The sequence below is a fragment of the Burkholderia sp. 9120 genome (assembly GCF_000745015.1).
In the GTDB taxonomy this organism is placed as follows: Bacteria; Pseudomonadota; Gammaproteobacteria; order Burkholderiales; family Burkholderiaceae; genus Paraburkholderia.
This window is the reverse complement of the sequence record NZ_JQNA01000002.1, coordinates 3,732,588-3,759,139: the sequence shown is the minus strand read 5'-3', so window position 1 is coordinate 3,759,139 and position 26,552 is coordinate 3,732,588. Positions and strand designations below refer to the sequence as shown.

Sequence of the window (26,552 nt, the reverse complement as noted above, 5' to 3'; positions counted from 1 at the left end):
ACCGGTGAAACCATGAAACTCGACCGCATTGAAACGCCTGCCGCGCTGATCGACGTCGCGCGCATGCAGAAGAACATCGCCCGCATGCAGGGGCAGATGAACACGCTGGGCGTGGCGTTCCGCCCGCATGTGAAGACCACCAAATGTATCGACGTGGTGCGCGCGCAGATCGCTGCCGGCGCGCGCGGCATAGCAGTGTCCACGCTGAAGGAGGCGGAGGCGTTCTTCGCGGCCGGGGTCGCCGACATTCTGTACGCGGTCAGCATGGTGCCCGCCAAGTTGCCGCGCGCGTTGGCGCTGCGCCGCCAGGGCTGCGATCTGAAGCTGGTGGTGGACAACCCGGGCGCGGCGTCGGCGATTGCCGCGTTCGGCGACCAGCACGGTGAAGCGTTCGAGGTGTGGATCGAGGTCGACACCGACGGACACCGCTCCGGTATTACGCCCGAACAGGACACCTTGCTCGTGGTCGGCCGGATTCTGCATGAGAACGGCGTCAAGGTAGGCGGCGTGATGACGCACGCCGGTTCCAGCTACGAACTCGATACGCCCGAAGCGCTCGCCGCGCTCGCGGAGCAGGAACGCGCGGGCTGCGTGCGCGCGGCGGAGCGGCTGCGCGAAGCCGGCATTGCGTGCCCCGCCGTCAGCGTGGGCTCGACGCCGACCGCGCTGGCCGCCGCGCAACTGGACGGGGTGACCGAAGTGCGCGCCGGCGTCTACGTGCTGTTCGATCTGGTCATGCACAACGTCGGCGTGTGCGCGCTCGACGACATCGCGCTGAGCGTGCTCGCCACTGTGATCGGTCATCAGGCGGACAAGGGCTGGGCGATTCTCGACGCGGGCTGGATGGCGTTGAGCCGCGATCGCGGCACGTCGAAGCAGGCGCACGATTTCGGCTACGGCCAGCCGTGTTTGCTGAACGGCACGCCGCTAGCCGGGTACGTGGTGAGCGGCGCGAATCAGGAGCACGGGATACTGTCGTCGACGTCGAGATCAACGTCGGCCGCAGCACACACAGGTTCCGCCGACGACATCACCCAGCGCTTTCCGCTCGGCATGAAACTGCGCATTCTGCCGAACCATGCGTGCGCAACCGGCGCGCAGTTTCCCGAGTATCACGCGGTGACGCCGGACGGCGCCAGCGTGGAATGGCGACGCTTTCACGGCTGGTGAGGGGCTCAGGTACGCCCCTGTCACGCCGTGATCAGAACTGGTGCTGAATACCCGTTGTCACCACCAGTTGCCGGCGCGTGCTCGACGGGCTTACGCCATAGATCTGCGCGACGGCATGACGCCCCTGTTGCGCGACGCCGATCAGATAAAGCGTTGTGCGCCTGGACAGCAAATACGAGGTGCCGAGGTTGATCTGATCCCAGCCCGGTTCCGCGTTGCCGGTCCCGCTGCCCGAATAACTTCCGTTCGTACGGATGTAGGCCAGTCCGGTTTGCCACGCCGGCGTGACCTGCCACGTCAGGTTCGCCTCGTAGTTATCGAGCGTCAACGCGGTGGCATCCAGATAGCGATACTGCGTTTTCGAGTACATGCCGCCCAGCGTGAGCGCGCCGAAGAACTGGTACGACGCTCCCGCCAGCCAGATGCGCTGCCGTTTCACCCCGGCCGTGCTGGCGATGCTGGTTGAAAACGTATTCTCATAGTCGTCGTACACGCTGGCGCCCGGCGCGCCCAACGCGCCGGCCGGTTGCGCATCGGGCCGGTCCGCCTGCAGAAAACCGATGCCGGCCGCGAACGGCCCGTGAGCATAAGCCGCCCCCGCGCTCATCATGCGGTTGTTCGCGAAGCCGCCCGAGCCGTCCGTTGCAGCGGCCTGATTGCTGAAGCCATAGGTCGCGCCAAAGCTCAGACCCGCAAATTGCGGGCTCGCGTATTTGACCGTATTGCTGACCTTGAAACTCGCGTTGGTGTTGTCCGCGTCGCCGACATGAGCGCCGACGTAGCCGGCCCATGTTTCGTTGGTGGCGAATCCCGAGACGGTGTCGATGGTCGTGTCCCATTGCCGGCCTATCGTCAGCGTGCCGAACCGGTCGTCGGCGAGGCCCAGATAGGCGACGTTGAACGCGCGGCCCGTGCCATTGCCATTCTGAATATTGAATGGACTCATCAGGCGGAAGATCGCGTGCGATCCGCCGCCCAGGTCTTCGCTGCCGGTCATGATCCAGCGTGAGGCGGTCAGTTGCCCGCTGGTGGTGGACCAGTCGGCATGGCCGCCGCTGTTGTTCGCGTACAGCACGCCTGCGTCGATAATGCCGCTCAAGGTCACACGGCTTTGGGCATGAGCGGCGAGAGGCGCGCTTAACAGCCATGCACAGGACGCGGCGACGAGCGTCACCCTCACGGCTCTTTCTCGTGATTTCAAAGTACTCTCCAGATCCAGGTGTATCGGTTGTAGTTTTTCTGCTGACGGCGCCGCCGTGGTCGCGCTTATGACCCGGGCGGCAGTCTCAAGACGGTGCGAAAGCCGATGTGATTGGTGCCCATCGTCACGTCCTGCGCGTGACGCGCGCTGGGCCGATAACGTTTGCAATAGATCGGCGAACACAGAAACGAGCCGCCTTTAATGGTGCCGAGTTCGGTGCTACGCGCCTTGGCGACCAGCGCGTCTTCGAGATCGACATCGGGGTTCGGCGGCGGCTCGTTCGCCCGCTGCGCGTGGTTCTGCTGCCACGGGTCCTTCACCCATTGCCAGACATTGCCGACCATGTCGTAAAGGCCGTAGCCGTTGCCCGGAAAACAGCCCACCGGCGAGGTCGACACAAAGCCGTCTTTCGCGGTGTTCTGAAACGGAAAAGCGCCCTGCCATGTGTTGGCCATCAGCTTCGCGCGGATCTCGAAGGTGTCGCCCCACGGGTAAGTAGTCGAGGTGCCGCCATGCGCCGCGTACTCGTACTCCGCTTCGGTCGGCAGATCGCGGCCGCGCCACTTCGCATAGGCCAGCGCATCTTCATACGCGATATGCACGACCGGATGATTGGCGAGCCCGTCAATCGAACTGTCCGGTCCCGTCGGATGCCGCCAGTCGGCGCCCGGCACGAAATGCCACCATTGCATCGCACTGACCAGCAGATCTTTCGGCGGTAGGAACACCGTCGAGCCGGGGCGCGTCATCTGCGCCGGCAACGACGGATAGCGCTTTGCATCGAGCCCGCGTTCGGCGAGCGTCCGGTAACCGGTCGCCGCGACGAAGCGCGCGAATTCCGCGTTCGTCACGTCGTATCGATCGATCATGAAGCCGCCCACTTTCACGGGCCGCGCCGGCGCTTCTTCCGGATAACCGCCATCCGAACCCATCACGAAGCTGCCGGCCGGCACACGCACCTGATCGTTCTGTTCCGACGCCGGCGGCAAGCCGTTGAAGGCCTTGCACGCCGGCAAGCTGCCGAGCCGCACGGCCGGCTGCGCGGCGGTGGCCGCAGTGGCCGTGGTGGCCACAGCCGCCACCGCGGGAATCCCTGCCGCCGACACCGCCAGAGTCAGCACGACGCACGCCGCCGCCCCATACCGCACGATCGTTCCACGGACCTGCCTGCTCATGCCAACGCTCCTCAGTAGTCCGCGCGCGGATAGGACGTATCGCGCCCGGTCTCGACGACGTTGTTCTGCTGCACGTACTGCGCCCACTCGGTCAGCATCTGCTCGAGAACTTCGGGACGTTTCGCGGACAGGTCGTGCAACTCGCCACGGTCGTGCGCGAGGTCGTACAACTGCCAGTGCCCCTTGCCGTTGTCGTAGGAATAGACGAGCTTCCAGTTGCCCTTGCGCAGCGCGTTACGCCCCATCAGTTCCATGCCGTACACGTAGTCGTCCACGTGCACGCGTTTGCGCTCGCCGGTCAGATACGGTTTCATCGACATGCCCTGCATCGGCAAGACGGTGTGGCCGTGGAACTCAATACCGGGCTGCTTGATACCGGCGAAGTCGAGAATGGTCGGCGTCAGGTCCTTGACGGTGAGCACCTGCTCGCTCTTGCCGGCCTGAACATGCCCCGGAAACGACACGAACGCGGGAGAGCGAATGCCCCCCTCATTGGTGTACGCCTTGAAGAGGCGGAATGGTTGCGCGCTCACCTGTCCCCAGGCCGGTCCCTCGAACACGAACGAATTGGCGCGGCCAATATTGGCGAGTGAATTGTCGAAAGTCTGCGTAATCCATTTCGCGTTACCGTCGTCGAGGTCCCATGCATTGCCTTCCGGACCGTTGTCCGACAGAAAGACGATCAGCGTGTTGTCATACTGGCCGCTCGCTTTCAGATAGGCGATCAGCCGGCCGACATTGCGGTCGAGATCGCCCACCAGCGCCGCGTAGGCTTCCATGGTGCGGGCCGAGCGCGCCTTTTCGTCAGCGCTCAAGGCGTTCCACGGCTTCGTGCCTTGAGGCAGCGGCGCGGGTTGCGCGTCCTTCGGTACCAGCCCGAGGCGCTTCATCTTGTCGATGCGGCGTTGCGCGATCACGTCGTAGCCCACGTCGTACTGGCCGCGCACCTTCTGCAACTCGTCGTCCGGCGCCTGCAGCGGCAGATGCGCCGCCGTGTAGGCCGCATACGCGAAGAACGGCTTGCCGCCGCGCTGCGAGTCCTGCAGGTAGGCAATCAGCTTGTCGGTGTAGTTGCGCGACGAATAGAAGTCGGCCGGCAGATCGATCTTCTTGCCGTTCTCGCGATAGGTCGGCTCCGGCGCGTCCGAGGCGATCGTCATGACCTTCTGTTTGAAATGCGACGCGCCGCCGTTCATCAACGCATAGGAGCGTTCGAAGCCGCGCTGGTCGGGTCGCATGCCGTCGCTGCCGCCCAGATGCCACTTGCCGGCCATCACCGTCCAGTAGCCGGCGTCTTTCATGATCTCCGGCAATGCCGCCACCCGCTGATTCAGGCCGCCTTCGTAGCCGGGACGGTTGATCTCTTCGGGCGTCAGATGCGGTGTGATCATCTCCGCCATATTGCCGACGCCGGCCAGGTGATTGTCCATGCCGGAGAGCAACATCGAACGGGTGGGCGAACAGGTCGGCGCAACGTACATCGTGTCGAGCAGCCGGCCGTGCGCGGCCAGCGCATCGAGATTCGGCGTGGCGATCTCGCTGCCGAATGCGCCGAGGTCCGAACGCCCGACGTCGTCGGCGAGGATCAGCAGCACGTTGGGACGCGCGACAGGTGTCGCCGCGGGTGTCGCGGCGGGCGTCGATGCCGCCGCCGCCGCGGCCGCGTCCGCCGCGTGCGCGAACGGCATCACAACCGTGCACGCGCCGCCGACAAAGGTTGCTGCAAGGATAGTGCGAAAGCTCATTTCTTCTCCGTCATTGATCCGTTACCCACGATGTCTTCGTAACCTGAAAATCAAGGCCTGTTCCTAAGCGGCGCCGAGACGAACCGGCTCACGACCAGGCTCACAACCAGGCTCACAACCAGGCCCACAAACCGGCCTCACAACCTCGATCGCCCCAGCCGCTCGAACGCGGCACGGTCGCGTCGTTTGAGCGTTCTCGCCGCGATCACACCGGCCACGGCGAACAGCGGCAGCAAGCCGGTCAAGGCGTAGGACACGCCCACGCCCGCCCCCGTCAGCAGCGGAAAATTCACGATCGCCAGCACCAGCACCACCGCGAGAGCAACGCCCGACAGCACCGGCAACACGCCCACCCGCATGACCCCGGCGTCGCCACGATGGTGGCGTCGGAAGAACACCACCACCGCCGCCGACGACAGCGCCATCAACGCGATGATGCAAAGCGTCGCCACGTTGGTGAGCCAGGAGAACAGCGTCAGCACCGGATCGGCATGCGCGACGATGAACACCAGCACGACCACGGCGGCAAGCGCCGTCTGCAGCAGCGAGCCGACGTGCGGGCTGCAATGCACGCGATGCGTGCGGCCCAGCACTTGCGGCAGCAAACCTTCACGGCCGGTGGCAAAGAAGTAGCGCGAGGCGGAGTTGTGAAACGCCAGCAAGCCCGCATACACACTGGTGATGAAGAGCACGCTCATGGCCGCGGTCAGGGTCTTGCTGGCGTAGTGATCGGATAGCGAATAGAGGAAGGTGGTCGGGTCGCTCAACGCGGTGAGCGTCTTGACGATCTTGTCGCTGCCCGCGCCAATCACCATGCACCACGCGGAGAACGCATAGAACACGCCGATCAGCAGCACCGAAATGTAGGTCGCCAACGGCACGGTGCGTTGCGGGTCTTTCGCCTCTTCGCTATAGATGGTGGTCGCTTCGAAGCCGATAAAACTGGCGAAACAGAACAGGAAACCGATCGCCGGCGTGCCGCTCATGAACGTATGCGGCGCGAACGACGCCGCATTGATGCCGCTGTCGCCGCCGCTCTTCAGAATCGCCAGATCGAGGATCAACACCACGATGTATTCGCCGAACACCAGCAGCGAGAGCACCTTCGCGGACAGATCGATCTGCCGGTAGCCGAACACGCCGATGCTCGCCATCGCCGCGAGCGAGCAGATCCACCACGGGGTATCGAGGTTGAAGTGGGTCTTCAGGAAACCCGACGCGACCGCGCCGAACATGCCGTACAGCCCGATCTGCATCGTGTTGTAGCCAAGCAGCGCGATCAATGCGGCCGCCCCGCCCGCCGTGCCGCCGAGGCCGCGCGCCGTGAACGCGTAGAAGCCGCCCGCGTTGGTCACGTGCCGCGACATCGCCGTGTAGCCGGCGGAAAACATCAGCAGAATCGCCACCGTCGCGACCAGCAACGCCGGTGTCCCCGCGCCGTTGCCGAGCATGATGCCGATCGGAAAACCGCCCGCGATCGCGACCAGCGGTCCGGCCGCCGAGATCACGAAGAAAATGATGAAGCCCAGTCCCAGCGCGCCCTTACGCAATTCGGTGGACGGTGCCGGTTCAGCGACGATGCTCATGCTTCTTTCTCCAGAATGGTCCTTCGTCTGCATCGCGAAGAGGTCGTGCGCAGTGCAAGTGTTGATGCACTGTAGAAAGCCAATAATGTCGAGCGGGAGCACAAATCGGCAACGCGGCGCGAATCTGGGTTTACGCCTAGACGTCGGCTTGTGCATCGAAACGGGACGTGAGAGATCGAACGGGACGCGCGCCGGCGCGCCCGCATGCGGGCGAGGTACGGCAGTGAACGGAAGAGCGTCGGAAATGATCGGGCGCGATGGGGCGCCAAGGGCCGCGCCGTCATGCGGCCCTGAACACGCGCAGCGCGCTAGCTCAAACGCGGCGTCTGCGAAGGCAGTTCGCCGAACAGGTCGCGATATTCGCGGGCGAAATAGCCGAGATGAGTAAACCCCCAACGACAGGCGGCGTCGCCGATCAGGAGCTGCTCGGCGTTCGTCGTGCGCAGCAGCCGATGCACCGCGTTCAACCGGATCGAGCGTAGATATTCGACGGGCGTGACGTTGGCCACGCGTTGAAAGCTGGTTTGTAACGTACGGCGGCTACAGCGTAGCGCGCGGCACAGATCGAGCACCGTGATGGGCTGCTCCGCGTTCTCCTGCAGGATGCGTTCGCAGCGCCGCACAATATCGCTATACGTGGTGTGCGTGAGGTCGCGCGGCGGGGTGTGCGAGGCACTTTCGATCAGACCGATCAGCACGCTCACCATCTCGTCGCGGAAAACTTTGGTGGCGCCCGGGTGCGCGAATGCGGCGGGATTGCCTTCGGCGGCGTCGAGGAAAGGGGCGAGCCGCTCGCGCAGCATCACGCCCTGCGCGTCGGACAGCGCGAGCACGCCACGCCTCGCCTGCCGGCCCGCGTGCTCGCCCACCGCGAAGCTCAACAACTCTTCCATCAGGTCGGCGCACACGCTGATGCCGGCGTAGTGCATCGACTCCGGCGTGTAGAAGCGGAATTCTTCACCCGCCCCCAGCAACAGGAGCGCGTAACCATCCACCCGTTGCCCCTGGAACGTGCCGACGAGCGGCGCATATAGCGGCACGGCAATCGAAGCGAGACCGGCCGGCGACACGCCATGCTGCGCCACGCGGCGATTGGTGGTCTCGCGAAAAAAATGAAAATCAGTCGAGCTCGCCTGCACGAGCGTGCTCTGGAAACGGCCCGGCGTCATCTGCCGGTAGACCTGTTCCCAGCCGCTCACGGCCAGTGAATGATCGTGCACGTCGGCCAGCGTACTGATCCGGAAGTCCATGTCCCCTCCCGCCTACTCTGAACAGGCTACATTCATACGATGACGGCCCGGCCTGTCATAGCGGACGCCAGCCTGGACGCAAACGGCGGCCGCCACATGCGGCGCCGCTGCTGCAAATGAAAGCGCAATGTAATTCCAGGCTGGGCGATACGGCGCGAGTTGAACACACCACACCGCGAGGACGTTGCCGCGGATTCCCTCTCGTTGCGCGCTGCGCCAACCCGGAATGCACCTGTGCATTCTGCAGCGCGCGCCAACACTTGACCAAGTCAATTATGCAAATTTCACCTCATCGAAACCTGCCGCCAGCGCGCCGACCAAGGCGTCGAGTTGTTCGGCCTGCACGACCAGCGGCGGCGACAGGATGATTTTCGTGCCGACCGGCCGCACCAGCGCGCCATGCGCGCGCGCCACTTCGGCCACCGCGTTCGCATAGCCGGAGGTCGGATCGATCGGCTCGCGGGTCGTTTTCGACTTCACCAGATCGAGCGCCACCATCAGGCCCTTGCCGCGCACGTCGCCGACCGCCTCGTAACGCTGCGCGAACGGCCGCAGCGCTTCGATCAGATGCGCGCCCTGTTGCGCGGCATTGGCCGGCAGATTCTCGTCTTCGACGATCTTCAGGTTCGCCAGCGCCGCCGCGCACGCCACCGGATGACCCGCGTAGGTGTAGCCGTGCATCAACGCGCCGGTGAAGGTGGCGTTACGCATGAAGGCCTGCTCGATCCGTTCGTTGAACGCGGTCGCGCCGAGCGGAATGTAGCCGGACGAAATGCCCTTCGCGAAGCACATGATGTCGGGTTTCACGCCCCAGCCGCGACTGCCGAACAGACTGCCGGTGCGGCCAAAGCCCGTGACGATTTCGTCGGCGATCAGCAGCACGCCGTACTTGTCGCACACTTCGCGAATCAGCGGCCAGTAGTTCTCCGGCGGCACGATCACGCCGCCCGCGCCCTGCACCGGCTCAGCGATAAATGCCGCCACTGTGTCGGGGCTTTGGAAAACGATCTCGCGCTCCAGCATCTCGGCGCAAATACGACCGAGTTCAGCCGGGTCCTGCGTGAACGGATTGCGATACAGCCACGGCGTTTCGACATGAAAACAGCCCGGCAGATTGGGTTCGTAGTTGCGGCGAAACACGGTATTGCCGTTCACCGACGCGCCACCGAAGTGCGTGCCGTGATAACCCTGTTTCAGCGAAATAAACTTGGTGCGATCCGCCTGGCCTTCCAGCTTCCAGTATTGACGCGCGAGCTTCAACGCGGATTCGACCGCGTCCGAGCCACCCGAGCTGTAGATCACGCGGCGCATGCCTTCCGGTTCGAGCATGTCGATCAGCCGCATCGACAGTTCTTCCGCGCGCGGATGCGAGATGCCGTCGAACAACTGGAAGTATTCGAGCTCGTCCAGTTGACGCACGATCGCGTCTTTCACTTCGCGCCGGTTATGGCCGACGTTGACGTTCCACAGTCCCGCCACGCCGTCGACGAGCCGGTTGCCGCGATCGTCGAACACATAACAGCCGTCGCCGCGCACAATGCGGATCGGCTCGCGCTGCTGCATTTCAGCGGGATGCTGCATGGGATGCCAGAAGGCGGATTCGTTGGTGCTCATAGGACCTACTCCATGAAGTGCGGATTGCTTGTCGTGTACGGATGCTGGTGTGACGCTCAATGCGCGATACACACCGATTTGGTTTCGGTGAAGCCTTCAATCGCGTACTTGCCGAATTCGCGGCCCATGCCCGATTGTTTGAAGCCGCCGAACGGCATGGCCGGGTCGAGCGGCACATGGCAATTCACCCACACGGTGCCCGCATCCATTTGCGGCACGAGGTTCATCACCGTCTTGAGGTCGTTGCTCCACAGGCTCGCGGCGAGACCATAGGGCGTGTCGTTGGCGAGGCGCAGCGCGTCGAGCGGATCGTCGAACGGCACGATCGCGAGCACCGGACCGAACACTTCGTCGCGCAAAATCGCCGCGTCGTGCGGGACGTCGGCGATCACCGCCGGGCGCACGTAATAGCCCGGCAGATCGACCGGCTTGCCACCCGTGAGAAACGTCAGCCCGGCAGCCTGCGCCCGCGCGATGTGCTGCTCCACCCGCTCGCGATGCTGCGCGGACACCAGCGGATTGATCTGCGCGTTCGGGTCGAGGCCGGCGCCGAGCGTCATCGCACTGGCGACAGCGGCGAGACCGTCGGCCACCTGCCGGTACTTGCTGCGATGCACGTAGATGCGCGAGGCCGCCGCGCACACCTGCCCCTGGTTGAAGAAACCGCCCGCGAGCGCGCCTTGAACGGCCTGTTCAACATCGATATCGGCCAGCATCACCGCCGGATTCTTGCCGCCTAGTTCCAGCGAAAAACGCGTCATGTTCTGCACCGCGGCCGTGCCGACCAGCTTGCCGGTCGGCGTGGAACCGGTGAACGAAATCTTGTTGATACCCGGATGCGCAGCCAGCGCGGCGCCGCATTCGCGCCCGCCCGTCACGACGTTGAAGACGCCCGCGGGCACGCCCGCTTCGAGCGCCAGTTCGGCCAGCCGCAGCGCGGTCAATGGCGTTTCCGGCGACGGTTTGATCACGACGGTGCACCCTGCCGCGAGCGCCGGCACGAGCTTCCAGACGGCGATCATCAGCGGGAAATTCCACGGCACGATGCCCGCCACCACGCCGACCGGCTCCTTGCGCGTATAGGCCGTGTAACGCGTGCCGGGTGGAAACGGAATCGACACGTCGAGCGTTTCGCCGGTGATCTTGGTCGCCCAGCCCGCCATGTAGCGCACATATTCGATCGTCGCGCCGACTTCCACCGCGCGGGCAATGTTGATCGACTTGCCCTGATTCAGCGTTTCGAGTTGCGCGAGGTCTTCGGCGTTGGCTTCGAGCAGATCGGCCAGACGCAGCAGAATGCGTTCGCGGTCGGCGGGACGCAGACCGCTCCACACGCGGGTGTCGAATGCGGCGCGTGCGTTGACGACCGCGCGGTCGACGTCGCTGGCGTCCGCATCCGCGACCGTGGCGAGACGTTCGCCGGTTGCCGGATTGAACACGTCCAGACGCCGGTCCGAATGCGCCGCTTGCTGCGTACCGCCGATAAACAAACCGAAATCGCGTTGCACGAACGCGCGAACCGCGTCGCTGACGACCACCGTTGCATCGTTACTCATATCCTGGGTCTCTTGTTGGTGTTGCGCGTGACTGTGACTGCCTGAATGCGTGACTGTGTTGCTGTGGGATCAATGTAGTCAGGCCCGCCCATGCAGCGTTAGCGCAAATCGGCAGGCCGTCCGTGCGGTCAGGGAAAACATCTAGCGAGGCTTGCGTTCGTGCGTTCATGGATTCATGCCTTCAGGCAGGCCTCGAACGCGTCGCGACGCGCGAACAGACGCTCCGGCAACAGCACCGCTTCGGCCGCGTTGATCTGCATCAGCAGCGCGAAGCGCACGCCGTCGCTATGGCCGACAATCGCGCAGTTCGCTTTCACGAAGCCACGGTTGAAACGCGGATCGCCACCCAGAATGTCGACGTCGTCGTGCAAGCCGACGCAGCGCGCGCCGTCGACAATGTTCCAGCTATCGGGCAGGCGCAGCAGAATGTCCGACACGTCCTCTTCGCGTGAAATCACGGCGGCTAGCGCTGAGGGGCGACGCTGGAACCACCGCTCGTCAGGTGAGCCATTGGCGCGCTGCACGGCGAGTGCCGCGACCGCGTAGAGCAGCATCGGCTCGGCGCTCTCCGTGCTTTCAAAAGTCCCGACTGGCCCGCGCGGTTCATCGCGCAAGCTGCGTCGCAATTCGCTGTCGATCATGAACCCGGCCTCCTCACAGAAACAGCGCGCCGATCATTTCCGTGCGGCTCGACACGCCGAGCTTGCGGAACATGCGCAGCAAGTGGGTCTTGACGGTCGGCTGCGCGAGCGCGAGATCGCGCGCGATTTCCTTGTTCGACAACCCGTTGCGCACCAGCCGCGCGATCTGCTGTTCGCGGTGCGTGAGGGTCGGACGAAGCGCCGTCTCGGCGTCGGCGCGCGTGTGCGTACGCATTGGCCGCTGATCGCGCAACGCGGGCACGAGCGCGGCTTCGAGCAGCGGCTGTATGGCCTGCGCGCGTTGCTGGTCGTCGTTGGAAAAGGTGTCGGCGGGCGCCATGCGTAGCAGCGAAAACGCCGCCGCCGGACGCGCGCCATCGCGCAACAGCACTTCCATCACGTCGACCACCTGATGCGGATTCAGAAAGCGCCGCCAGTACACCGAACCGCCACGCGCCGGTTCGGGCAACGCGCCCGCCAGCGTCAGCACGCTGCCCGCATGCCCTGCGAAGCGCGCGGGATGCATGGGATCGAGCGCGCAATAACGCTGCAGATACATTCGATGCATCGCCTCCGCCATCCCGAAGAGTTCGAAGCCCGACGGCTGATGGTCCGCGCCGACCCAGTAAAACACCGTCGCGGAGGGCCGCACCAGTTGCGCGAGCGCGTTCACGGCGGCATCCAGCGCGGGCAGAAAGGCGCCTGTCGGTGCGGCTTCGTCGCGGATCAGATTCAGCATTGCGCGCTCCCGGTTCGCCAGCTCGAACCCATCGTACGAATGGGGGTCGGCGCCGCGTGAGCACGAATCGGCAAATCGATGCGGCTCATTGCATTCACCGAGCGCATTCACCGAACCCGCGGACGATGCTTGCGTTGTCATCCTTTTGCCTGATTTCGCACCGCCGCCAGCGTGCCTAGACTCTGGTTTCATGCTTCACCTCCTCGCTTCTGCGAATTCAACTCAACACGACAGTCATAAGGAACCCCATGTCCAAACAACGCACGGTGGTCATTACAGGCGCGGGCACCGGCATCGGTGAAGCCTGCGCCCGGCTTTTCGCGGCACGCGGCGCGCGCGTGGCGCTGATCGGCCGGCGCCGCGAACCGCTCGAACAGGTGGCGCGCGAAACCGGCGGCCTCGTGCTCGTCGGCGACGCCGCCAGCAGCGCCGACTGGGCCCGCTTCAACGCCGCGATCAAGGCGCAAGGCGGCAGCGTCGACGCGCTGATCGCCTGCGCGGGCGGCTTCGGCATGGGCAGCGCCACCGACACCGACGACGCCGCGTGGTCCGCCGCGATGCGCGCCAATCTCGACACCGCCTTCGTTGCCGCGCGCGCCTGCCTGCCGGATCTGATCGAACGACGCGGCGCGATCGTGCTGGTGGCGTCGATCGCATCGCTTGCGGCCGGCCCGGCCGTATGCGGCTACACCACATCGAAGCACGCGCTGATCGGCCTGACCCGTTCGCTCGCACGCGATTACGGCCCGCACGGCGTGCGCGTCAACGCCGTGTGCCCCGGCTGGGTCCGCACGCCGATGGCCGACGCGGAAATGGCGCCGCTGATGCAGCACTACGACGAATCGCTCGATGCGGCCTATCAGCGTGTCTGCGCCGACGTGCCGTTGCGCCGCCCCGCGTCCGCCGAGGAAATCGCCGGCGTGTGCGAGTTTCTGGCGTCGCCGGCGGCGTCGATCGTGACGGGCGCGACGCTGGTCGCCGACGGTGGTTCGTCGATTGTCGATGTGCCGACGCTGGCGTTCGAGCATCTGTGATACGTCTTTGATGCGTTTGCATGCGCTGGTTAGCGCTCGTGAGCGTTGCTCGCGAGCGCTTCGAATTGAACAACGCCGCCGTGCCCTACCCCTGCACAGCGGTCGACTCGGGCAGCGTCGCGCCGCCGTCGACCACGATGGTCTGCCCGGTGATATACGACGCCGCATCCGAAGCGAGAAACAGCATGGCCGCCGCGATATCCGACGGCTCGCCCAGACGCCCGAGCGGAATGCCCTGTTCGATGCGCCGGTTGTGCGCGTCGTCGCCAAGGTTGTCCATGGCAGGCGTGCGGATCATGCCGGGCTCGACGCCATTGACCGTGATCCTGTGCCGAGCCAGTTCCAGTGCAGCCGCGCGAATGAAGCCGTTCACGCCCGCCTTCGACGCCGCGTAATGCGCGAGCCCAGGATAGGCGACTCGTGGCCCCGTGACCGACGACGTCGCCAGCATCCGCCCGCCGCCCTGCCGGATAAACGCGGGCGTCGCCGCCTGCGCGAGCCAGAACAGCGCGCTGAGATTCACCGCTAACGTGCGCTGCAAAATGGCGGGCGTGATCGCGTCGAACGCGGTGAGCGGGAAATACGCGGCGTTGTGCACGACCACGTCGAGGCGACCGAAATCCGCTTCCACCTCGGCGACGAGGCGCGCGATTTGCGCGTGCTCGGCGAGGTCCGCCTCATAAGCGCGTGCCGTGCCGCTGCCCTGTTGCGCGATGCGCTGCGCGGCAGCCGAAGCCGCCTCGCCGCGCAAATCGGCAATCGCCACATCAGCGCCGCGCGCCGCAAACGCCGCGGCGATGCCGAAGCCGATGCCTTGCGCGCCGCCCGTGACCAGCACCGCCTTGCCCGCGAAATCGCGTACCTGTAGCGGCATTTGCGCTGCGCTGTTCATTGCGGGTACTGCGTCACGTTGAGCACCTGCGCCAGCGCGCCGACCGGAAAGTTCGACAGCGCGCCGAACTGGTTGCCCTGGTAGCCGAAAATCTTGCCGTCGGTCTTATTGCGCGCGAGATCGATCATCACCACGCCGAGCGTCGGAATGATTTTTTCGCGCCAGACGAACAGGAACAGATCGTCGGCGATGGCAATGTAATGACAGCGATCCACGTCCGCGAGACCGGCTTCCACACCCGACAGACACTGCCACGCGTAGAAGTTTTCGTTCAGATAGACGTGCTCGTAGCGCTCCGTGGCGCTGTACGTGTACAGATTGCGCATGCCGATCAGCTCGCGCGTCGGATGATGCAAAGTCGTCTGGGATGCGGCCGCGCTGCCCTGCGGCGCAATCCGGCCGTGGCGAAAATTCGCCTGCACGCTCGTCAGTTCCATGCCGCGTTCAACACGCGTGAACGCATCCGTGCGGGCTTCGCTTTCGTTCGGCAGCGTACCGGTGACCGACGTACACAGACCCTGCTTCACGTCGAGCACGTAGCTCGTGGAAACCGGTCGCGCGCTGCCGTCGCTCTGCTTGTCGACGCCAGCATCGCCGCCGATGTAATCGACGAAATAGATGCTGTCGCGCACCGACGTGACCCGGCATTCGAATTCGCCATGTTCGGTCCGCACCACGTCCGCCGACACGAACGTCAGCGTGACCGCCGGGCCGTCGGCGAAATCAAGCCGCAACGTGCGGCCGCTCAGATCGCCGACCGGCGAAAGAATGTGACTGTCGGGTGCAAAGCCTTCGGCCAGCGCGCCGACCTGGATGAAAACGGGTTGAGATCTCATGACGGTATTGCTCCAGTAGTTCGATGAATAGCCGCGGTTGTTATCCGCCGCAGCGCCTGTGGCTACTGTACGGAGGCCACGGGCGCGGCGGCATCCACCAGAAGGATGACAACGTGCCCGTGGGACGCCGCGCTCAAAGGCTCAAAAGCTTCCAAGCTCACACGCTCACACACTCATCAGGCGTGAAAACCCGAACTCGTCGGCAAGTTCATCGATCAACCCACGCTGAAACGCCTGAAAACGCGCGTTGGGCTGCTGCGCGATGGCCAGTTCGAGCATCGGGTCGCTCACCTGAGTACGCACGTCCGCCAGCGTTTCCACGATCGCGTGGCCGCAGAACGGCACATACGCTTCCGAATAGCCGCCCTCGTGGACGATCACGAGCCGGCCGTCGCAATGCCGCTCGGCGGCGTCGCGCATCAACTGCGTCATCGTGCGATAGCTTTCGCTGTGCAGCAGCATGCGCGCGAGCGGATCGACCGCGCTGGCGTCGAGCCCGCTCGCCACCACGATCAGATCGGGCTTGAACGCGTCCAGCGCGGGCAGCACGATCCGCTCGAATGCATACAGGTACGCGTCGTGGCCGCCGCCCGGTAGCAACGGCACGTTCAGATTGGCGCCGATGCCAGCGCCCGCGCCGCGTTCGTCCGCACCGCTATAGCCCGGCGGAAAGCAGCGGTCCTGATGCAGCGACACGGTCAGCGTGTTCGGATCGTCGTAGTAGATCGACTGCGTGCCGTTGCCGTGGTGCACGTCCCAGTCGATCACGGCGACCCGTTCCACGCGATGCTTGGCGCGCGCCGCTTCGATCGCGACCGGAATGTTGGCGAACAGGCAGAAGCCCATCGGCTTGTCACGCAGACAATGGTGACCGGGCGGCCGCGACAACGAGAACGCATTGCTCGCACGCCGCGCGAGCACGGCGTCGAGCGCGCCAATGGCGAGACCCGCCGACAGCGCCGCGATTTCGTAACTGCCCTTGCCGAACGGCGCGAGGTCGCCGAGATCGCCGCCGGTCGTGTCGCTGAGCGCCTTGAAACGGCTCAGATAGTCACGCGGATGAACCCGCAGCAGATCGTCCTGGGTCGCGAGCGGCGCGCCCTGCATGGCGAGCGTATTGGCGAGCCCCGAGGTCTGGATCAACGCGAGCAGGCGGCGCTTCGAGTCGGGCGACTCCGCGTAGCCGCTGCTCGACGGCGGCTGTACCCAGCCGCCGACCGGGAAGAACAGCGCATGCGTGCCGCCCGTGTGCCAGAAAGTGCGTTCGTCCGTGAAAAAAGCTGTCTTGCTCATGATGTCCGTTACCTGTAGTTCACTTGTGGATTCAGATCGACCGGCCACGCGCGCTTTCAACGCTGCGCGGCCGTTACTTCGCGCCCGCTGCGCTCCACTCGCAGCAGGCACACGAACGACAGCGTGCTGATCGCCGCCGCGCCCAGAAACAGGCTGGAAAGTCCTGCGCCGGCGTCGAGCAGCACGCCTGCAATCAGCGGACCGACCGCGAGACCCGCGCCGATCACGAAGTTCAAGGTGGCGATCAAGCGGCCCGACGTATCGGTTTTCGCGGCGGCCGCGAGAATGAACGGCAGCACGAAGGTCCACGCGAACTTGAACGCGAAGATCGCGGCGGCGTAGCCGGTCGCGCCGGGGTGGGTCGACAGGCCGAGCAAGGCCGCGACGAGAATCGCGTAACCCGTCAGCATCATCGCCGCGCGCGCGAGCCGGTTGCCGATCAGCGACGCGCACGCCGCGCCGATAATCCCCATCACGCTGGCGATCGCCAGCAGTTCGCCGGTGTGTCCCGCATCGAGTCCGGCAAGCGACGCGGCCTTGCTCGCGAAGGTCCAGACGCCGCCAATCGCCACGTAAAAAGCGAGCACACCGCCGATGACCAGCGTGGCCAGTTGCCATGTGCCGCGTGCGCCGGAGCCTTCGTTTTGCGATTGCTTGACGTCCGCACCGCTTCCACCACTCGCACCACCCGCACCACCCGCACGATTCGCCCCACCCAAAGCCGCATCGAACCCACGCGTCAACGGCGAAGCAAGCAACGCCAACACCGCCAGCACCCCATACAGCGCGCGCAAACCGAACGCGTCGAACAGATGCGGCAGCAGGAACAGACCAAGCGCACCGGCCACCAACTGCCCGACCACCCACAGCCCATACACGCGGTCCCGATTACCGCTCGTCGCCGCGCTCGTCATGCACAGCACCATCAGCGTGCCGCCGCCGAGCGCGGTCAACGCGCGCAGCACCAGCAGCGCGACGAAACCCGGCATCAGCACGGCGGTGGCGACATTGCCGATACAGAACACCGCCGTGGCGACGGCCGCGACGCGTCGCGCGTCCACGCGTCCGAGCCACAGCAGCGAAGGCAAGGTCGCGCAACTGAACGCGCCGAGTTCGACGAAAAAGTACGTGCCGATCTGCGACGCGCTCAGACCGAGTTGCCCGCCGAGCTGCGCGGCGACCGCCGGCGCGACCAGCAGCAGCAACGGCGTGATCGCCGCGAACACGACCAGCGATAGCAGCGTGGACGTCGCGAATTCGCGCGGCGCGGCGACAGACGGAGCAAAAGAAGTCGAAGGAGTTTTCATTGGGGCTCAGAGGTAACGGTTGCGGTTGCAACGACAGCGCGGTGAAGACAGAAAACGCAAATCACCGGCACTGCCGCAAGCTGAAGCGCCACGCCGGCGCCGGCGCCGGGCCAACTCAGAACGTGTGATACATGCCGAGCATCGCGCCGAACTGCGACGCGCCATTCAACGGCGTCGGGTCGTATTCATAGACCGGTTGCGAGCTTTGGCTACTGTTGCGCGAGTAGCCCAGATTCACGTAAGCGACCGTGCGCCTGGACAGCGCATACGTGCCGCTCGCGATGAACAGCGTCGGGTGACCGACGCTCGGCGTGCTCGACCAGGTCTTGTAGATGCCGCCCGCGAAGCCGACGAACGGCGTCGCCTGATAGCGCGCGCCGCCCCATGCGACGGTTTTCGACGGCGCGAGTGGACCGGTTTGGCGTTCCGCGCCGCCGTAGAGCGACAGCGTCGCGATGTCCCAATGCGCGGCTAGCGTGCCGATGGTCTGTTGCAATCCCGAGGTGTCGACGTCGCCGGACACGGTGCCTTGCGCGCGATGCAGCGCTGCGCTGATCCCGTAACCGTTGCCCGCGTATTGCGCGCCGATTTCCAGCACGCGGCCCGAGCGCGAGTTGCCGGCCACGCCGCCGGTCGCCGCCAGCGCTTCGGCGCTGAAGCCGCCGTAGTCGGCGGATTTGAACTTCACCGAGTTGTCGATGAAGTTCGCCGACAGCGGCACCATCACGCCCTGACCGCTGTACGCGGCGTACAGCAACGGGTCGTAGAACACCGTGCGGTCGAACAGCACACTGAACTGCCGCCCGAGCGTGACGGTGCCGAACTTGCCGCTCAAGCCCACGTAAGCGCCGCGAAAGAACGCATAGCCCGGCACGGTGGCGGTGCCGTCGTTGACATTGATGCCCTGCTCCAGGCGGAACAGCGCCTGCAATCCGCCGCCCAGATCTTCCGTGCCGGTCAGGCCGACCTGCGACGGCAGCACGCCGTAGTTCTGCAGATTCACCGCGCTGTGCTGGCCGTCCGCGTTGGTGCGGTACTGAACGCCCGCGTCGATCAACCCGTACAACGTCACCGTAGACTGCGCATGCGCGGCGCCACTGCCGACGCAAGCCGCCGCGCTCAATGCCGCTGCCCACGTTCGTCGACCGCCGCGCTGCCATGATTCGTTTCATTGAGAGGCTCCAAACCGTCCGATGTTGTTGTCGTAGGTCCGCCGCGGCGGCCTGCATCCCGTATCGAGTGCAACGGCAGTGTCGGTAGCGGCAATTGCGCTGAATAGACGTCCAGATGAACGGTATGGAAAACCCGCACGAGGCTTGGCGATGGGTCGATGCGGCCCGCTGCGCGCGTTCGAGCAACACGCGTTGAACCGACGCTAGACGTGCTGCGGCGCGCAATTCACGGTAGGGGGCCGTTCAAATGAGGGGGGCAAAACGTGCTTTCCGGCACCGCGCTTTTCAAAAAAAGCGCCACGTATAATCGACCGGCACGCCGCATCCGCTGGACACAAGCGGGACACAAGCGGGGCACCAGCGGGACATTCGCGAAACACTCGTGGAACGCGCGTTATCGACAGCCGAAGGAGCCAGCGTGACAGGCATCGCAGACACCAAGCGGTTTATCGATCAGTGGGGCGAAATGCCCGCCGCGATTCCACTCGACGATTACGCGGGCGCGCCGCTCGACCCGCGCAGCGCCGACTTCGAAGGCCCGCTCGCCGGCAACGGCACCGCCGCGCGCGGCCTGAGTCTGTTTCTACTCGACCTGTACGCACTCGCCAACCGCACTGGTATCGGCGAATTCGAGCACGGCTTCTTCCGCCTGCTATCGCGGCACTTGCCGTTCGACGCCGGCTGGACCGGCGTGACGACGCACACGGCGAACGGTCCCGTGATGCACAACAGTTTCGTGTATGGCCTGCCGGGCGAATTCTTCACCGACTGGCAGCGTGTGCGCGACTGCGATCCGCTCGCGATCGGTTCGATGAATCGCTATGGGCGCGCGCTGGAGGTATCGATCGTCGCGCAGGGCATCGACCCGCGGTTTCGCAACTGGGCGATCAAATACGGGCTCGCGCAACTGATGGTGGTGTCGGCGCTCGATCATCGCTTCGGCCTCACGACATTTCTGTCGGTCTACCGCCGCGCGCTCGACAAACCGTTCTCCCCCACCGACGCGCAAACGCTCGAAGACGTGATCCCGCATCTGACCGCGGCACTCACGATCAGCCGTTCATTCCAGTTGACGCGCGAGCGTGGTGAAAGCGTCGCCACACCGGCTCGCGCGATCTGCGATGGTTTCGGTGCAGTGCACCAGGCGGATAAAGCGTTCGAAACGATTCTGCGCAGCGAGTGGCCGGTTTATCAGAACCAGCATCTGCCGGCGCCGCTGATCGCGCATCTGCATGCGGACACAGGGCAGCCTTATGTGGGCGAAACGGTCACCGTGAGTTGCTCGCCGGTGGTCGGCCTGTTTCAGCTCGAAGCGCGCCAGCGTTCGCCGCTCGACCGGTTGAGTCCGCGCGAACTCAGCGCGATCAAACTCTATGGCGACGGTCTCTCGCACAAGGAAGTCGCGCAGCGCATGGCGATTTCACCCGCTACCGTGCGCCACTATCTGCGTTGCGCGTACAAGAAGCTCGGCATGCACGACAAGAGTCAGATTCCCTGGCTGCTCGGCCTGCGGGACAACGCCGGCCATGCTACGAGCGCCGACGCGGGCAACTAGGCCTCCGAGTTACTCGTCCTCTTCTTCGAGACCGGCCAGCAGATCGTCCACCGCGCGATAAACCCGTTCGACGATCTCCGGTCCGACCCGGCGCTCCAGCTCGCGGTAATGCGCTTCGAGATCTTTTGAAATCACCCGCACCAGTTCCACGCTGGTATCGGTCAGCGACACCAGCACGCGGCGCTGGTCTTCCGCGAAACGCTCCTTGATCACCAGTTCCATGCTCTCCATCCGCGCGAGCACGCCGGCCATGCTTGGGCTTGAAATCGTACAGATGTCGGAGATGTGACGCGGCTCCATCGGGCCGTGTTCGTTGAGCGCGCGGATCACGCGCCATTGCTGCTCGGTCAATCCATGCGCGGTAATCAATGGACGGAAACGCTCCATCATTTTTTCTCGGGCGCGCAACAACAGCATGGGCAGGTTGCGGTGCAAAACTCGGGTGGAGGCAGCGGACATGTTTCGAAGAAGAATTAAAAGCAGCCGTCGAAGCTTAAGGGAAAACCCGCGATCAGCCGACATGGCTATTGACCATGGATCATATCAAGCGCGACACTACTAACATGTTAGTGTTTTTGCTGAGAGATAGCCAGACTATGTTTGCACTTGCCGATCATCTGCTGCATCCCGAAGGCGACGCGCTGCCTCGCGATGTGGACGCCGCCACTGCGGCCGCCCGGCTGGGCCGTGGCATCGCATGCCGCGCGCCGGTAAGCGGCGCGGTTTATGGAACCTTGCTGAACGACCGCGCCGCGCTCGCGGCGCTCGGCGACGCGATGCACGCCGCGCCGTACAAGGCGCCGCCGCAAGCGCCGGTGCTGTATCTGAAGCCGCGCAATACGTTCGCCGGGCATCGCGCCCGAGTCGTCGTGCCGGACAACGCGTTGGGCGTGGAAGTGGGTGCGTCGCTCGGTATCGTGTTTGGCCGCACTGCAACACGGGTCGATGCGGCTAGCGCGCTGGACTACGTCGCCGGTTACACGCTGGTGGGCGACCTCAGCGTGCCGCATGCGAGCGTGTACCGCCCCTCGGTACGGTTCCGGGCGCGCGACGGTTTTTGCGTGATCGGACCGGCAGTCGTTGCAGCGCATCATGTTGCCGCGCCGGATCGGCTCGACATCGCGGTGTCGCTCAACGGCGCTGAACCGTTCACGGCGAACACGGCTTCGTCGGTGCGTAACGTGGCGCAATTGCTCGCCGACGTCACCGATTTCATGACCCTCAACGCGGGCGACGTCATCACGCTCGGCGTGCCGCACGGTTCGCCGGTCGCGCATGTCGGCGACACCGCCACGCTGTCTATCGGCGGCTTCCCGCCGCTGACCATTTCGTTTGTCGCCGCATCCGCCAGCGCAGCAGAACAAGTTGGAGAACCGTCATGATGCGCGGCCGTGTAGCGTATGCAGGCGCGATTCATGAAGCCTATCCGGATGCACGAGGCGTGCGCCTTGCCGATGGCCGCGTGTGTCGCGAAGAGGAAGTGGTCTGGCTCGCACCGATCGACGTCGGCACGATCTTCGCGCTCGGCTTGAACTACGCCGAGCATGCCAAAGAATTGCAGTTCAGCAAGCAGGAAGAACCGCTCGTGTTCCTCAAGGGACCGGGCACGGTGATCGGCCATCGCGGCGTCACGCGTCGCCCGGCCGGCGTCGCCTTCATGCACTACGAGTGCGAGCTGGCGGTGGTGATCGGCCGCACCGCGCAGAACGTGACGCGCGGCAACGCCATGCAGCACGTGGCCGGCTACATGATCGCCAACGACTACGCGATCCGCGACTACCTCGAAAACTACTACCGCCCCAACCTGCGCGTGAAGAATCGCGACGGCGGCACGGTGCTGGGCCCCTGGTTCGTCGACGCCGCGGATATCGCCGACGTCACGCAACTGGAGTTGCGCACGTTCGTGAACGGCACGCGCCAGCAGCACGGCAACACGCGCGATCTCGTCACCGACATTCCCGCGCTGATCGAATACCTGAGCGGCTTCATGACACTCGCGCCCGGCGACGTGATCCTGACCGGCACGCCGGAAGGTATCGTCAACGTGAATGCCGGCGACGAAGTGATCTGCGAAATCGACGGCCTGGGCCGTCTCGTCAATACGATCGTCTCCGACGCGGACTTCGGCCGCGCCTGATCGGCTGATCGCCTGATCGACAGTGAATAGAGAAAGGACAAGGCAATGCGAATCGACCATCTGATCAACGGCAAAACCAGCGCCGCGCAGGATTACTTCGAAACGGTCAATCCGGCCACGCAAGACGTGCTCGCCGAAGTGGCCCGCGGCGGCGCGCAGGAAGTGGACGCCGCCGTGCGCGCGGCCAAAGACGCGTTTCCCGCATGGGCCGCCAAGCCCGCCGCCGAACGCGCGAAACTGATCCGCAAGCTCGGCGAGCTGATCGTGAAGAACGTGCCGGAAATCTCCGAGACCGAAACGAAGGACACCGGTCAGACGATCTCGCAAACGCGCAAGCAACTCGTGCCGCGCGCCGCCGACAACTTCAACTACTTCGCCGAGATGTGCACGCGCGTCGACGGCCATACGTATCCGACCGAGACGCATCTGAACTACACGCTGTTCCATCCGGTCGGTGTGTGCGCGCTGATCTCGCCGTGGAACGTGCCGTTCATGACCGCCACGTGGAAGGTCGCGCCCTGCCTCGCCTTCGGCAACACGGCCGTGCTGAAGATGAGCGAGTTGTCGCCGCTCACCGCGTCGATGCTCGGCCAGCTCGCGCTCGAAGCCGGCATTCCGGCGGGCGTGCTGAACGTCGTGCACGGTTTCGGCAAAGACACCGGCGAACCGCTGGTCGCGCATCCCGACGTGCATGCCGTGTCGTTCACGGGATCGACCGCAACCGGCAACCGCATCGTGCAGAGCGCCGGCCTGAAGAAGTTTTCGATGGAACTGGGCGGCAAGTCGCCATTCGTGATTTTCGACGACGCCGATTTCGAACGCGCGCTCGACGCCGCCGTGTTCATGATCTTCTCGAACAACGGCGAACGCTGCACCGCCGGTTCGCGCATTCTCGTGCAGCGCTCGATTTACGCGCGTTTTGCCGAGCGCTTCGTGGAGCGTGCCAGGCGTCTGACGGTGGGCGATCCGCTCGCCGACAGCACGATCGTCGGACCGATGATCAGCCAGGGGCATCTGGCGAAAGTGCGCAGCTATATCGAACTGGGCCCGAAAGAAGGCGCAACGCTCGCGTGCGGCGGACTCGACGCGCCGGATTTGCCGGACGCCATGCGCAAAGGCAACTTCGTGAAACCGACGGTGTTTGTCGACGTCGACAATCGCATGCGCATCGCGCAGGAAGAAATCTTCGGCCCGGTGGCCTGCCTGATTCCGTTCGACGACGAAGCCGAGGCGATCAAACTCGCCAACGACATCTCGTACGGCCTGTCGAGCTACATCTGGACCGAGAGCACGGGTCGCGCGCTGCGCGTCGCCGCGGCGGTCGAGGCCGGCATGTGCTTCGTCAATAGTCAGAACGTGCGCGATCTGCGTCAGCCGTTCGGCGGCACGAAAGCCTCGGGCGTGGGTCGCGAAGGCGGCACGTGGAGCTATGAAGTGTTCCTCGAACCGAAGAACGTCTGCGTGTCGCTGGGCTCGCATCACATTCCGCGCTGGGGCGTCTAAGGAGACTGTCATGGGCAAACTGGCATTAGCAGCAAAAGTCACGCACGTCCCGTCGTTATATCTGTCCGAACTCGACGGCCCGCATAAAGGCTGCCGTCAACCGGCGATCGACGGTCATCATGAAATCGGCCGCCGCTGCCGCGAACTCGGCGTGGATACGATCGTGGTGTTCGACGTGCATTGGCTGGTGAACAGCGAATACCACATCAATTGCGCGCCGAAGTTCGAAGGCGTGTACACCAGCAACGAACTGCCGCATTTCATCAAGAACATGCCGTACGCGTACCCCGGCAATGTCGGGCTCGGCGACCTGATCGCGGAAGTCGCGAACGAAATGGGCGTGAAAAGCCGCGCGCATAGCCAGACCACGCTCGAACTCGAGTACGGCACGCTGGTGCCGATGCGCTATATGAACGCCGATCAGCACTTCAAGACCGTCTCGGTGGCGGGCTGGTGCATGTGGCACGACCTCGCCACCAGCGCCCGCTTCGGCCTCGCGGTGCGCAAGGCGATCGAAGAGCGCTACGACGGCACCGTCGCGATTCTGGCGAGCGGGTCGCTCAGCCACCACTTCGCCGATAACGGCACCGCCGAGCAGTTCATGCACAAGGTGTGGAACCCGTTCCTCGAACAGATGGACCGCAAAGTGGTCGAGATGTGGGAAGCCGGCGACTGGAAAACCTTCTGCGACATGCTGCCGCTCTACAACGAGAAATGCTGGGGCGAAGGCGGCATGCACGACACCGCGATGCTACTCGGCGCACTCGGTTGGGATCGCTACGACGGCAAGGTTGAAGTCGTCACGCCGTATTTCGGCAGTTCGGGCACCGGCCAGATCAATGCGATCTTTCCGGTCACACCGCTGCCCGTTTGAATTCGCCTGAATCAGAGTTAGGAGCCTAACGTGCCGCATCTCACACTCGAATACAGCGCCAATCTCGCGAACGCCGACAGTATCGGGCAATTGTGCAACGCACTCGCGCAGTGCCTCGACGCCCAGCGCGAAAACGAACAACGGGTCTATCCGCTCGGCGGCATCCGCGTGCGCGCGTTGCGCTGCGAGCAGTACTGCATTGCCGACGGCCGCCCCGACGCCGCGTTCCTGCACGCGAATCTGAAGATCGGCGCGGGCCGCTCGGAGGCCGCCAGAAAGGCCACCGGCGAGGCCCTGTTCGCGTTGATCAAACAGCACTTCGCCACGGAATTCGAGCAGCACGGCCTCGCGTTGTCGCTGGAGATCAACGAGTTCAGCGAAGCCGGCACATGGAAGCACAACAATCTGCACGCACGGCTCAAGGCCTGATCCAACCGGAAAAAGCGCGGCTCATCGAGAACCCATCATGCTAGACGAACAAACTATCCGCGACCTCGCGGCAGAACTCGACCACGCCGAGAAAACCCGCACGCAACTGCGCCATTTCTCCGCCCGGTTTCCGACCATGACCGTCCAGGACGGCTACGCGATTCAACGCGAGTGGGTCAAGCTCAAACTCGCCGCGGGCCACGTGATCAAGGGTCGCAAGATCGGCCTGACGTCGCGCGCCATGCAGCGTTCGTCGCAGATCGACGAACCCGACTACGCGCCGTTGCTCGACAGCATGTTTATCGAAGCCGGCCAGGACATTCGCGCGGATCGCTTCATCTCGCCGCGCGTGGAAGTGGAACTGGCGTTCGTGCTGAGCAAGCCGCTGAAAGGCCCCGGCGTGACGCTGTTCGACGTGCTCGACGCCACCGCCTACGTGACCCCCGCAGTGGAGATCATCGACGCGCGCATCGAACAGTTTGACCGCGATACCAAAGCGCCGCGCAAGGTCTACGACACGATCTCGGACTTCGCGGCCAATGCGGGCATCGTGCTCGGCGGTCGACCGGTGCGACCGCTGGACGTCGATCTGCGCTGGGTCGGCGCGCTGCTCTACAAGAACGGCGCAGTCGAGGAAAGCGGCCTGGCCGCCGCGGTGCTCAACCATCCGGCAACCGGCGTGGCCTGGCTCGCGAACAAGATCGCCCCTTACGACGAATCGCTGAACGCCAACGACGTGATCCTGAGCGGCTCCTTCACGAGCCCGATCCCGGCGCGCGCGGGCGACACGTTCCATGTCGACTACGGTCCGCTGGGCGGCATCGGTTTGAATTTCATCTGAGG

The 26,552-nt window shown here is 64.6% G+C and carries 24 protein-coding genes; 9 read left to right on the top strand and 15 right to left on the bottom strand.

Translation table 11 applies throughout. The features are described 5' to 3' along the window. Window positions 1–12 precede the first annotated feature (12 nt). Complete coding sequence (locus tag FA94_RS25050) at window positions 13–1,170, top strand: DSD1 family PLP-dependent enzyme (RefSeq protein ID WP_035556266.1); 1,158 nt, start codon at window positions 13–15, stop codon at window positions 1,168–1,170. 31 nt (window positions 1,171–1,201) lie between these two features. On the opposite strand, the gene FA94_RS25045 is transcribed toward FA94_RS25050, so the two are convergent. The 9 genes from FA94_RS25045 to FA94_RS25005 form a co-directional block, all read right to left on the bottom strand. Then, complete coding sequence (locus tag FA94_RS25045) at window positions 1,202–2,350, bottom strand: porin (RefSeq protein WP_063771799.1); 1,149 nt, start codon at window positions 2,348–2,350, stop codon at window positions 1,202–1,204. Between the two features lie 86 nt (window positions 2,351–2,436). Next, entirely contained in the window at window positions 2,437–3,546 is a 1,110-nt protein-coding gene (locus tag FA94_RS25040) for a formylglycine-generating enzyme family protein (RefSeq protein ID WP_081936098.1), read from the bottom strand. 11 nt (window positions 3,547–3,557) lie between these two features. After that, window positions 3,558–5,291: an arylsulfatase gene (locus tag FA94_RS25035; RefSeq protein WP_051980727.1), complete on the bottom strand. Its 1,734-nt coding sequence runs from the start codon at window positions 5,289–5,291 to the stop codon at window positions 3,558–3,560. 137 nt (window positions 5,292–5,428) lie between these two features. Next, window positions 5,429–6,877 carry an APC family permease gene (locus FA94_RS25030; RefSeq protein ID WP_035556264.1) on the bottom strand — a complete coding sequence of 483 codons (1,449 nt, stop codon included), beginning with the start codon at window positions 6,875–6,877 and terminating at the stop codon, window positions 5,429–5,431. 308 nt (window positions 6,878–7,185) lie between these two features. Next, the gene (locus tag FA94_RS25025; RefSeq protein WP_035556262.1) at window positions 7,186–8,127 is read right to left on the bottom strand and encodes a helix-turn-helix domain-containing protein; all 942 of its coding nucleotides are present in this window, start codon (window positions 8,125–8,127) and stop codon (window positions 7,186–7,188) included. 273 nt (window positions 8,128–8,400) lie between these two features. Continuing rightward, the gene (locus FA94_RS25020; RefSeq protein ID WP_035556260.1) at window positions 8,401–9,741 is read right to left on the bottom strand and encodes an aspartate aminotransferase family protein; all 1,341 of its coding nucleotides are present in this window, start codon (window positions 9,739–9,741) and stop codon (window positions 8,401–8,403) included. Window positions 9,742–9,797: 56 nt separating this feature from the next. Further along, window positions 9,798–11,297 (bottom strand): aldehyde dehydrogenase family protein, encoded by a 1,500-nt coding sequence (locus FA94_RS25015; RefSeq protein WP_035556258.1) that lies wholly within the window; start codon window positions 11,295–11,297, stop codon window positions 9,798–9,800. A gap of 173 nt (window positions 11,298–11,470) precedes the next feature. Then, window positions 11,471–11,938 (bottom strand): hypothetical protein, encoded by a 468-nt coding sequence (locus FA94_RS25010; protein ID WP_051980725.1) that lies wholly within the window; start codon window positions 11,936–11,938, stop codon window positions 11,471–11,473. 13 nt (window positions 11,939–11,951) lie between these two features. Then, a complete protein-coding gene (locus FA94_RS25005; protein WP_035562969.1) occupies window positions 11,952–12,677 on the bottom strand; it encodes a helix-turn-helix transcriptional regulator in 726 nt (241 codons plus the stop codon). Between the two features lie 248 nt (window positions 12,678–12,925). Here FA94_RS25005 and FA94_RS25000 point away from each other — a divergent pair, with 248 nt between their 5' ends. After that, entirely contained in the window at window positions 12,926–13,711 is a 786-nt protein-coding gene (locus tag FA94_RS25000; protein ID WP_035556257.1) for an SDR family NAD(P)-dependent oxidoreductase, read from the top strand. A gap of 85 nt (window positions 13,712–13,796) precedes the next feature. On the opposite strand, the gene FA94_RS24995 is transcribed toward FA94_RS25000, so the two are convergent. The 5 genes from FA94_RS24995 to FA94_RS24975 form a co-directional block, all read right to left on the bottom strand. Further along, window positions 13,797–14,603, bottom strand: a complete 807-nt coding sequence (locus FA94_RS24995; RefSeq protein ID WP_035556255.1) for an SDR family oxidoreductase — start codon at window positions 14,601–14,603, stop codon at window positions 13,797–13,799. Further along, entirely contained in the window at window positions 14,600–15,439 is an 840-nt protein-coding gene (locus tag FA94_RS24990; protein WP_035556253.1) for a MoaF C-terminal domain-containing protein, read from the bottom strand. The genes FA94_RS24995 and FA94_RS24990 overlap by 4 nt, the downstream gene beginning before the upstream one ends. 165 nt (window positions 15,440–15,604) lie before the next feature. Continuing rightward, a complete protein-coding gene (locus tag FA94_RS24985; RefSeq protein ID WP_035556251.1) occupies window positions 15,605–16,732 on the bottom strand; it encodes a histone deacetylase-like amidohydrolase in 1,128 nt (375 codons plus the stop codon). A 56-nt stretch (window positions 16,733–16,788) separates the two neighbouring features. Next, a complete protein-coding gene (locus tag FA94_RS24980; protein ID WP_035556249.1) occupies window positions 16,789–18,039 on the bottom strand; it encodes an MFS transporter in 1,251 nt (416 codons plus the stop codon). Window positions 18,040–18,154: 115 nt separating this feature from the next. Continuing rightward, a complete protein-coding gene (locus FA94_RS24975; RefSeq protein ID WP_051980723.1) occupies window positions 18,155–19,162 on the bottom strand; it encodes a porin in 1,008 nt (335 codons plus the stop codon). A gap of 467 nt (window positions 19,163–19,629) precedes the next feature. On the opposite strand from FA94_RS24975, the gene FA94_RS24970 reads away from it, so the two are divergent. Further along, complete coding sequence (locus FA94_RS24970; protein ID WP_035556246.1) at window positions 19,630–20,766, top strand: response regulator transcription factor; 1,137 nt, start codon at window positions 19,630–19,632, stop codon at window positions 20,764–20,766. Window positions 20,767–20,775: 9 nt separating this feature from the next. Here FA94_RS24970 and hpaR read toward each other — a convergent pair whose 3' ends face one another. Beyond that, on the bottom strand, window positions 20,776–21,183 hold the full coding sequence (hpaR, locus tag FA94_RS24965; protein ID WP_035556244.1) for a homoprotocatechuate degradation operon regulator HpaR: 408 nt from the start codon (window positions 21,181–21,183) through the stop codon (window positions 20,776–20,778). Between the two features lie 179 nt (window positions 21,184–21,362). Here hpaR and FA94_RS24960 point away from each other — a divergent pair, with 179 nt between their 5' ends. From FA94_RS24960 to hpaH, 6 genes are read left to right on the top strand one after another with little or no spacing between them, the layout of a single operon-like run. Further along, the gene (locus tag FA94_RS24960) at window positions 21,363–22,148 is read left to right on the top strand and encodes a fumarylacetoacetate hydrolase family protein (protein WP_035556242.1); all 786 of its coding nucleotides are present in this window, start codon (window positions 21,363–21,365) and stop codon (window positions 22,146–22,148) included. Continuing rightward, window positions 22,145–22,903, top strand: coding sequence for a fumarylacetoacetate hydrolase family protein (locus FA94_RS24955; RefSeq protein WP_035556240.1), 759 nt, complete (start codon window positions 22,145–22,147; stop codon window positions 22,901–22,903). Before FA94_RS24960 ends, FA94_RS24955 begins: the two co-directional genes overlap by 4 nt. Before the next feature lie 45 nt (window positions 22,904–22,948). Continuing rightward, on the top strand, window positions 22,949–24,406 hold the full coding sequence (gene hpaE, locus FA94_RS24950) for a 5-carboxymethyl-2-hydroxymuconate semialdehyde dehydrogenase (protein WP_035556237.1): 1,458 nt from the start codon (window positions 22,949–22,951) through the stop codon (window positions 24,404–24,406). 10 nt (window positions 24,407–24,416) lie between these two features. Beyond that, window positions 24,417–25,280 carry a 3,4-dihydroxyphenylacetate 2,3-dioxygenase gene (gene hpaD, locus FA94_RS24945; protein ID WP_035556236.1) on the top strand — a complete coding sequence of 288 codons (864 nt, stop codon included), beginning with the start codon at window positions 24,417–24,419 and terminating at the stop codon, window positions 25,278–25,280. A 30-nt stretch (window positions 25,281–25,310) separates the two neighbouring features. Further along, window positions 25,311–25,709 (top strand): 5-carboxymethyl-2-hydroxymuconate Delta-isomerase, encoded by a 399-nt coding sequence (locus FA94_RS24940; RefSeq protein ID WP_035556234.1) that lies wholly within the window; start codon window positions 25,311–25,313, stop codon window positions 25,707–25,709. Window positions 25,710–25,746: 37 nt separating this feature from the next. After that, a complete protein-coding gene (gene hpaH, locus FA94_RS24935) occupies window positions 25,747–26,550 on the top strand; it encodes a 2-oxo-hept-4-ene-1,7-dioate hydratase (RefSeq protein ID WP_035556232.1) in 804 nt (267 codons plus the stop codon). Window positions 26,551–26,552: the final 2 nt, after the last annotated feature.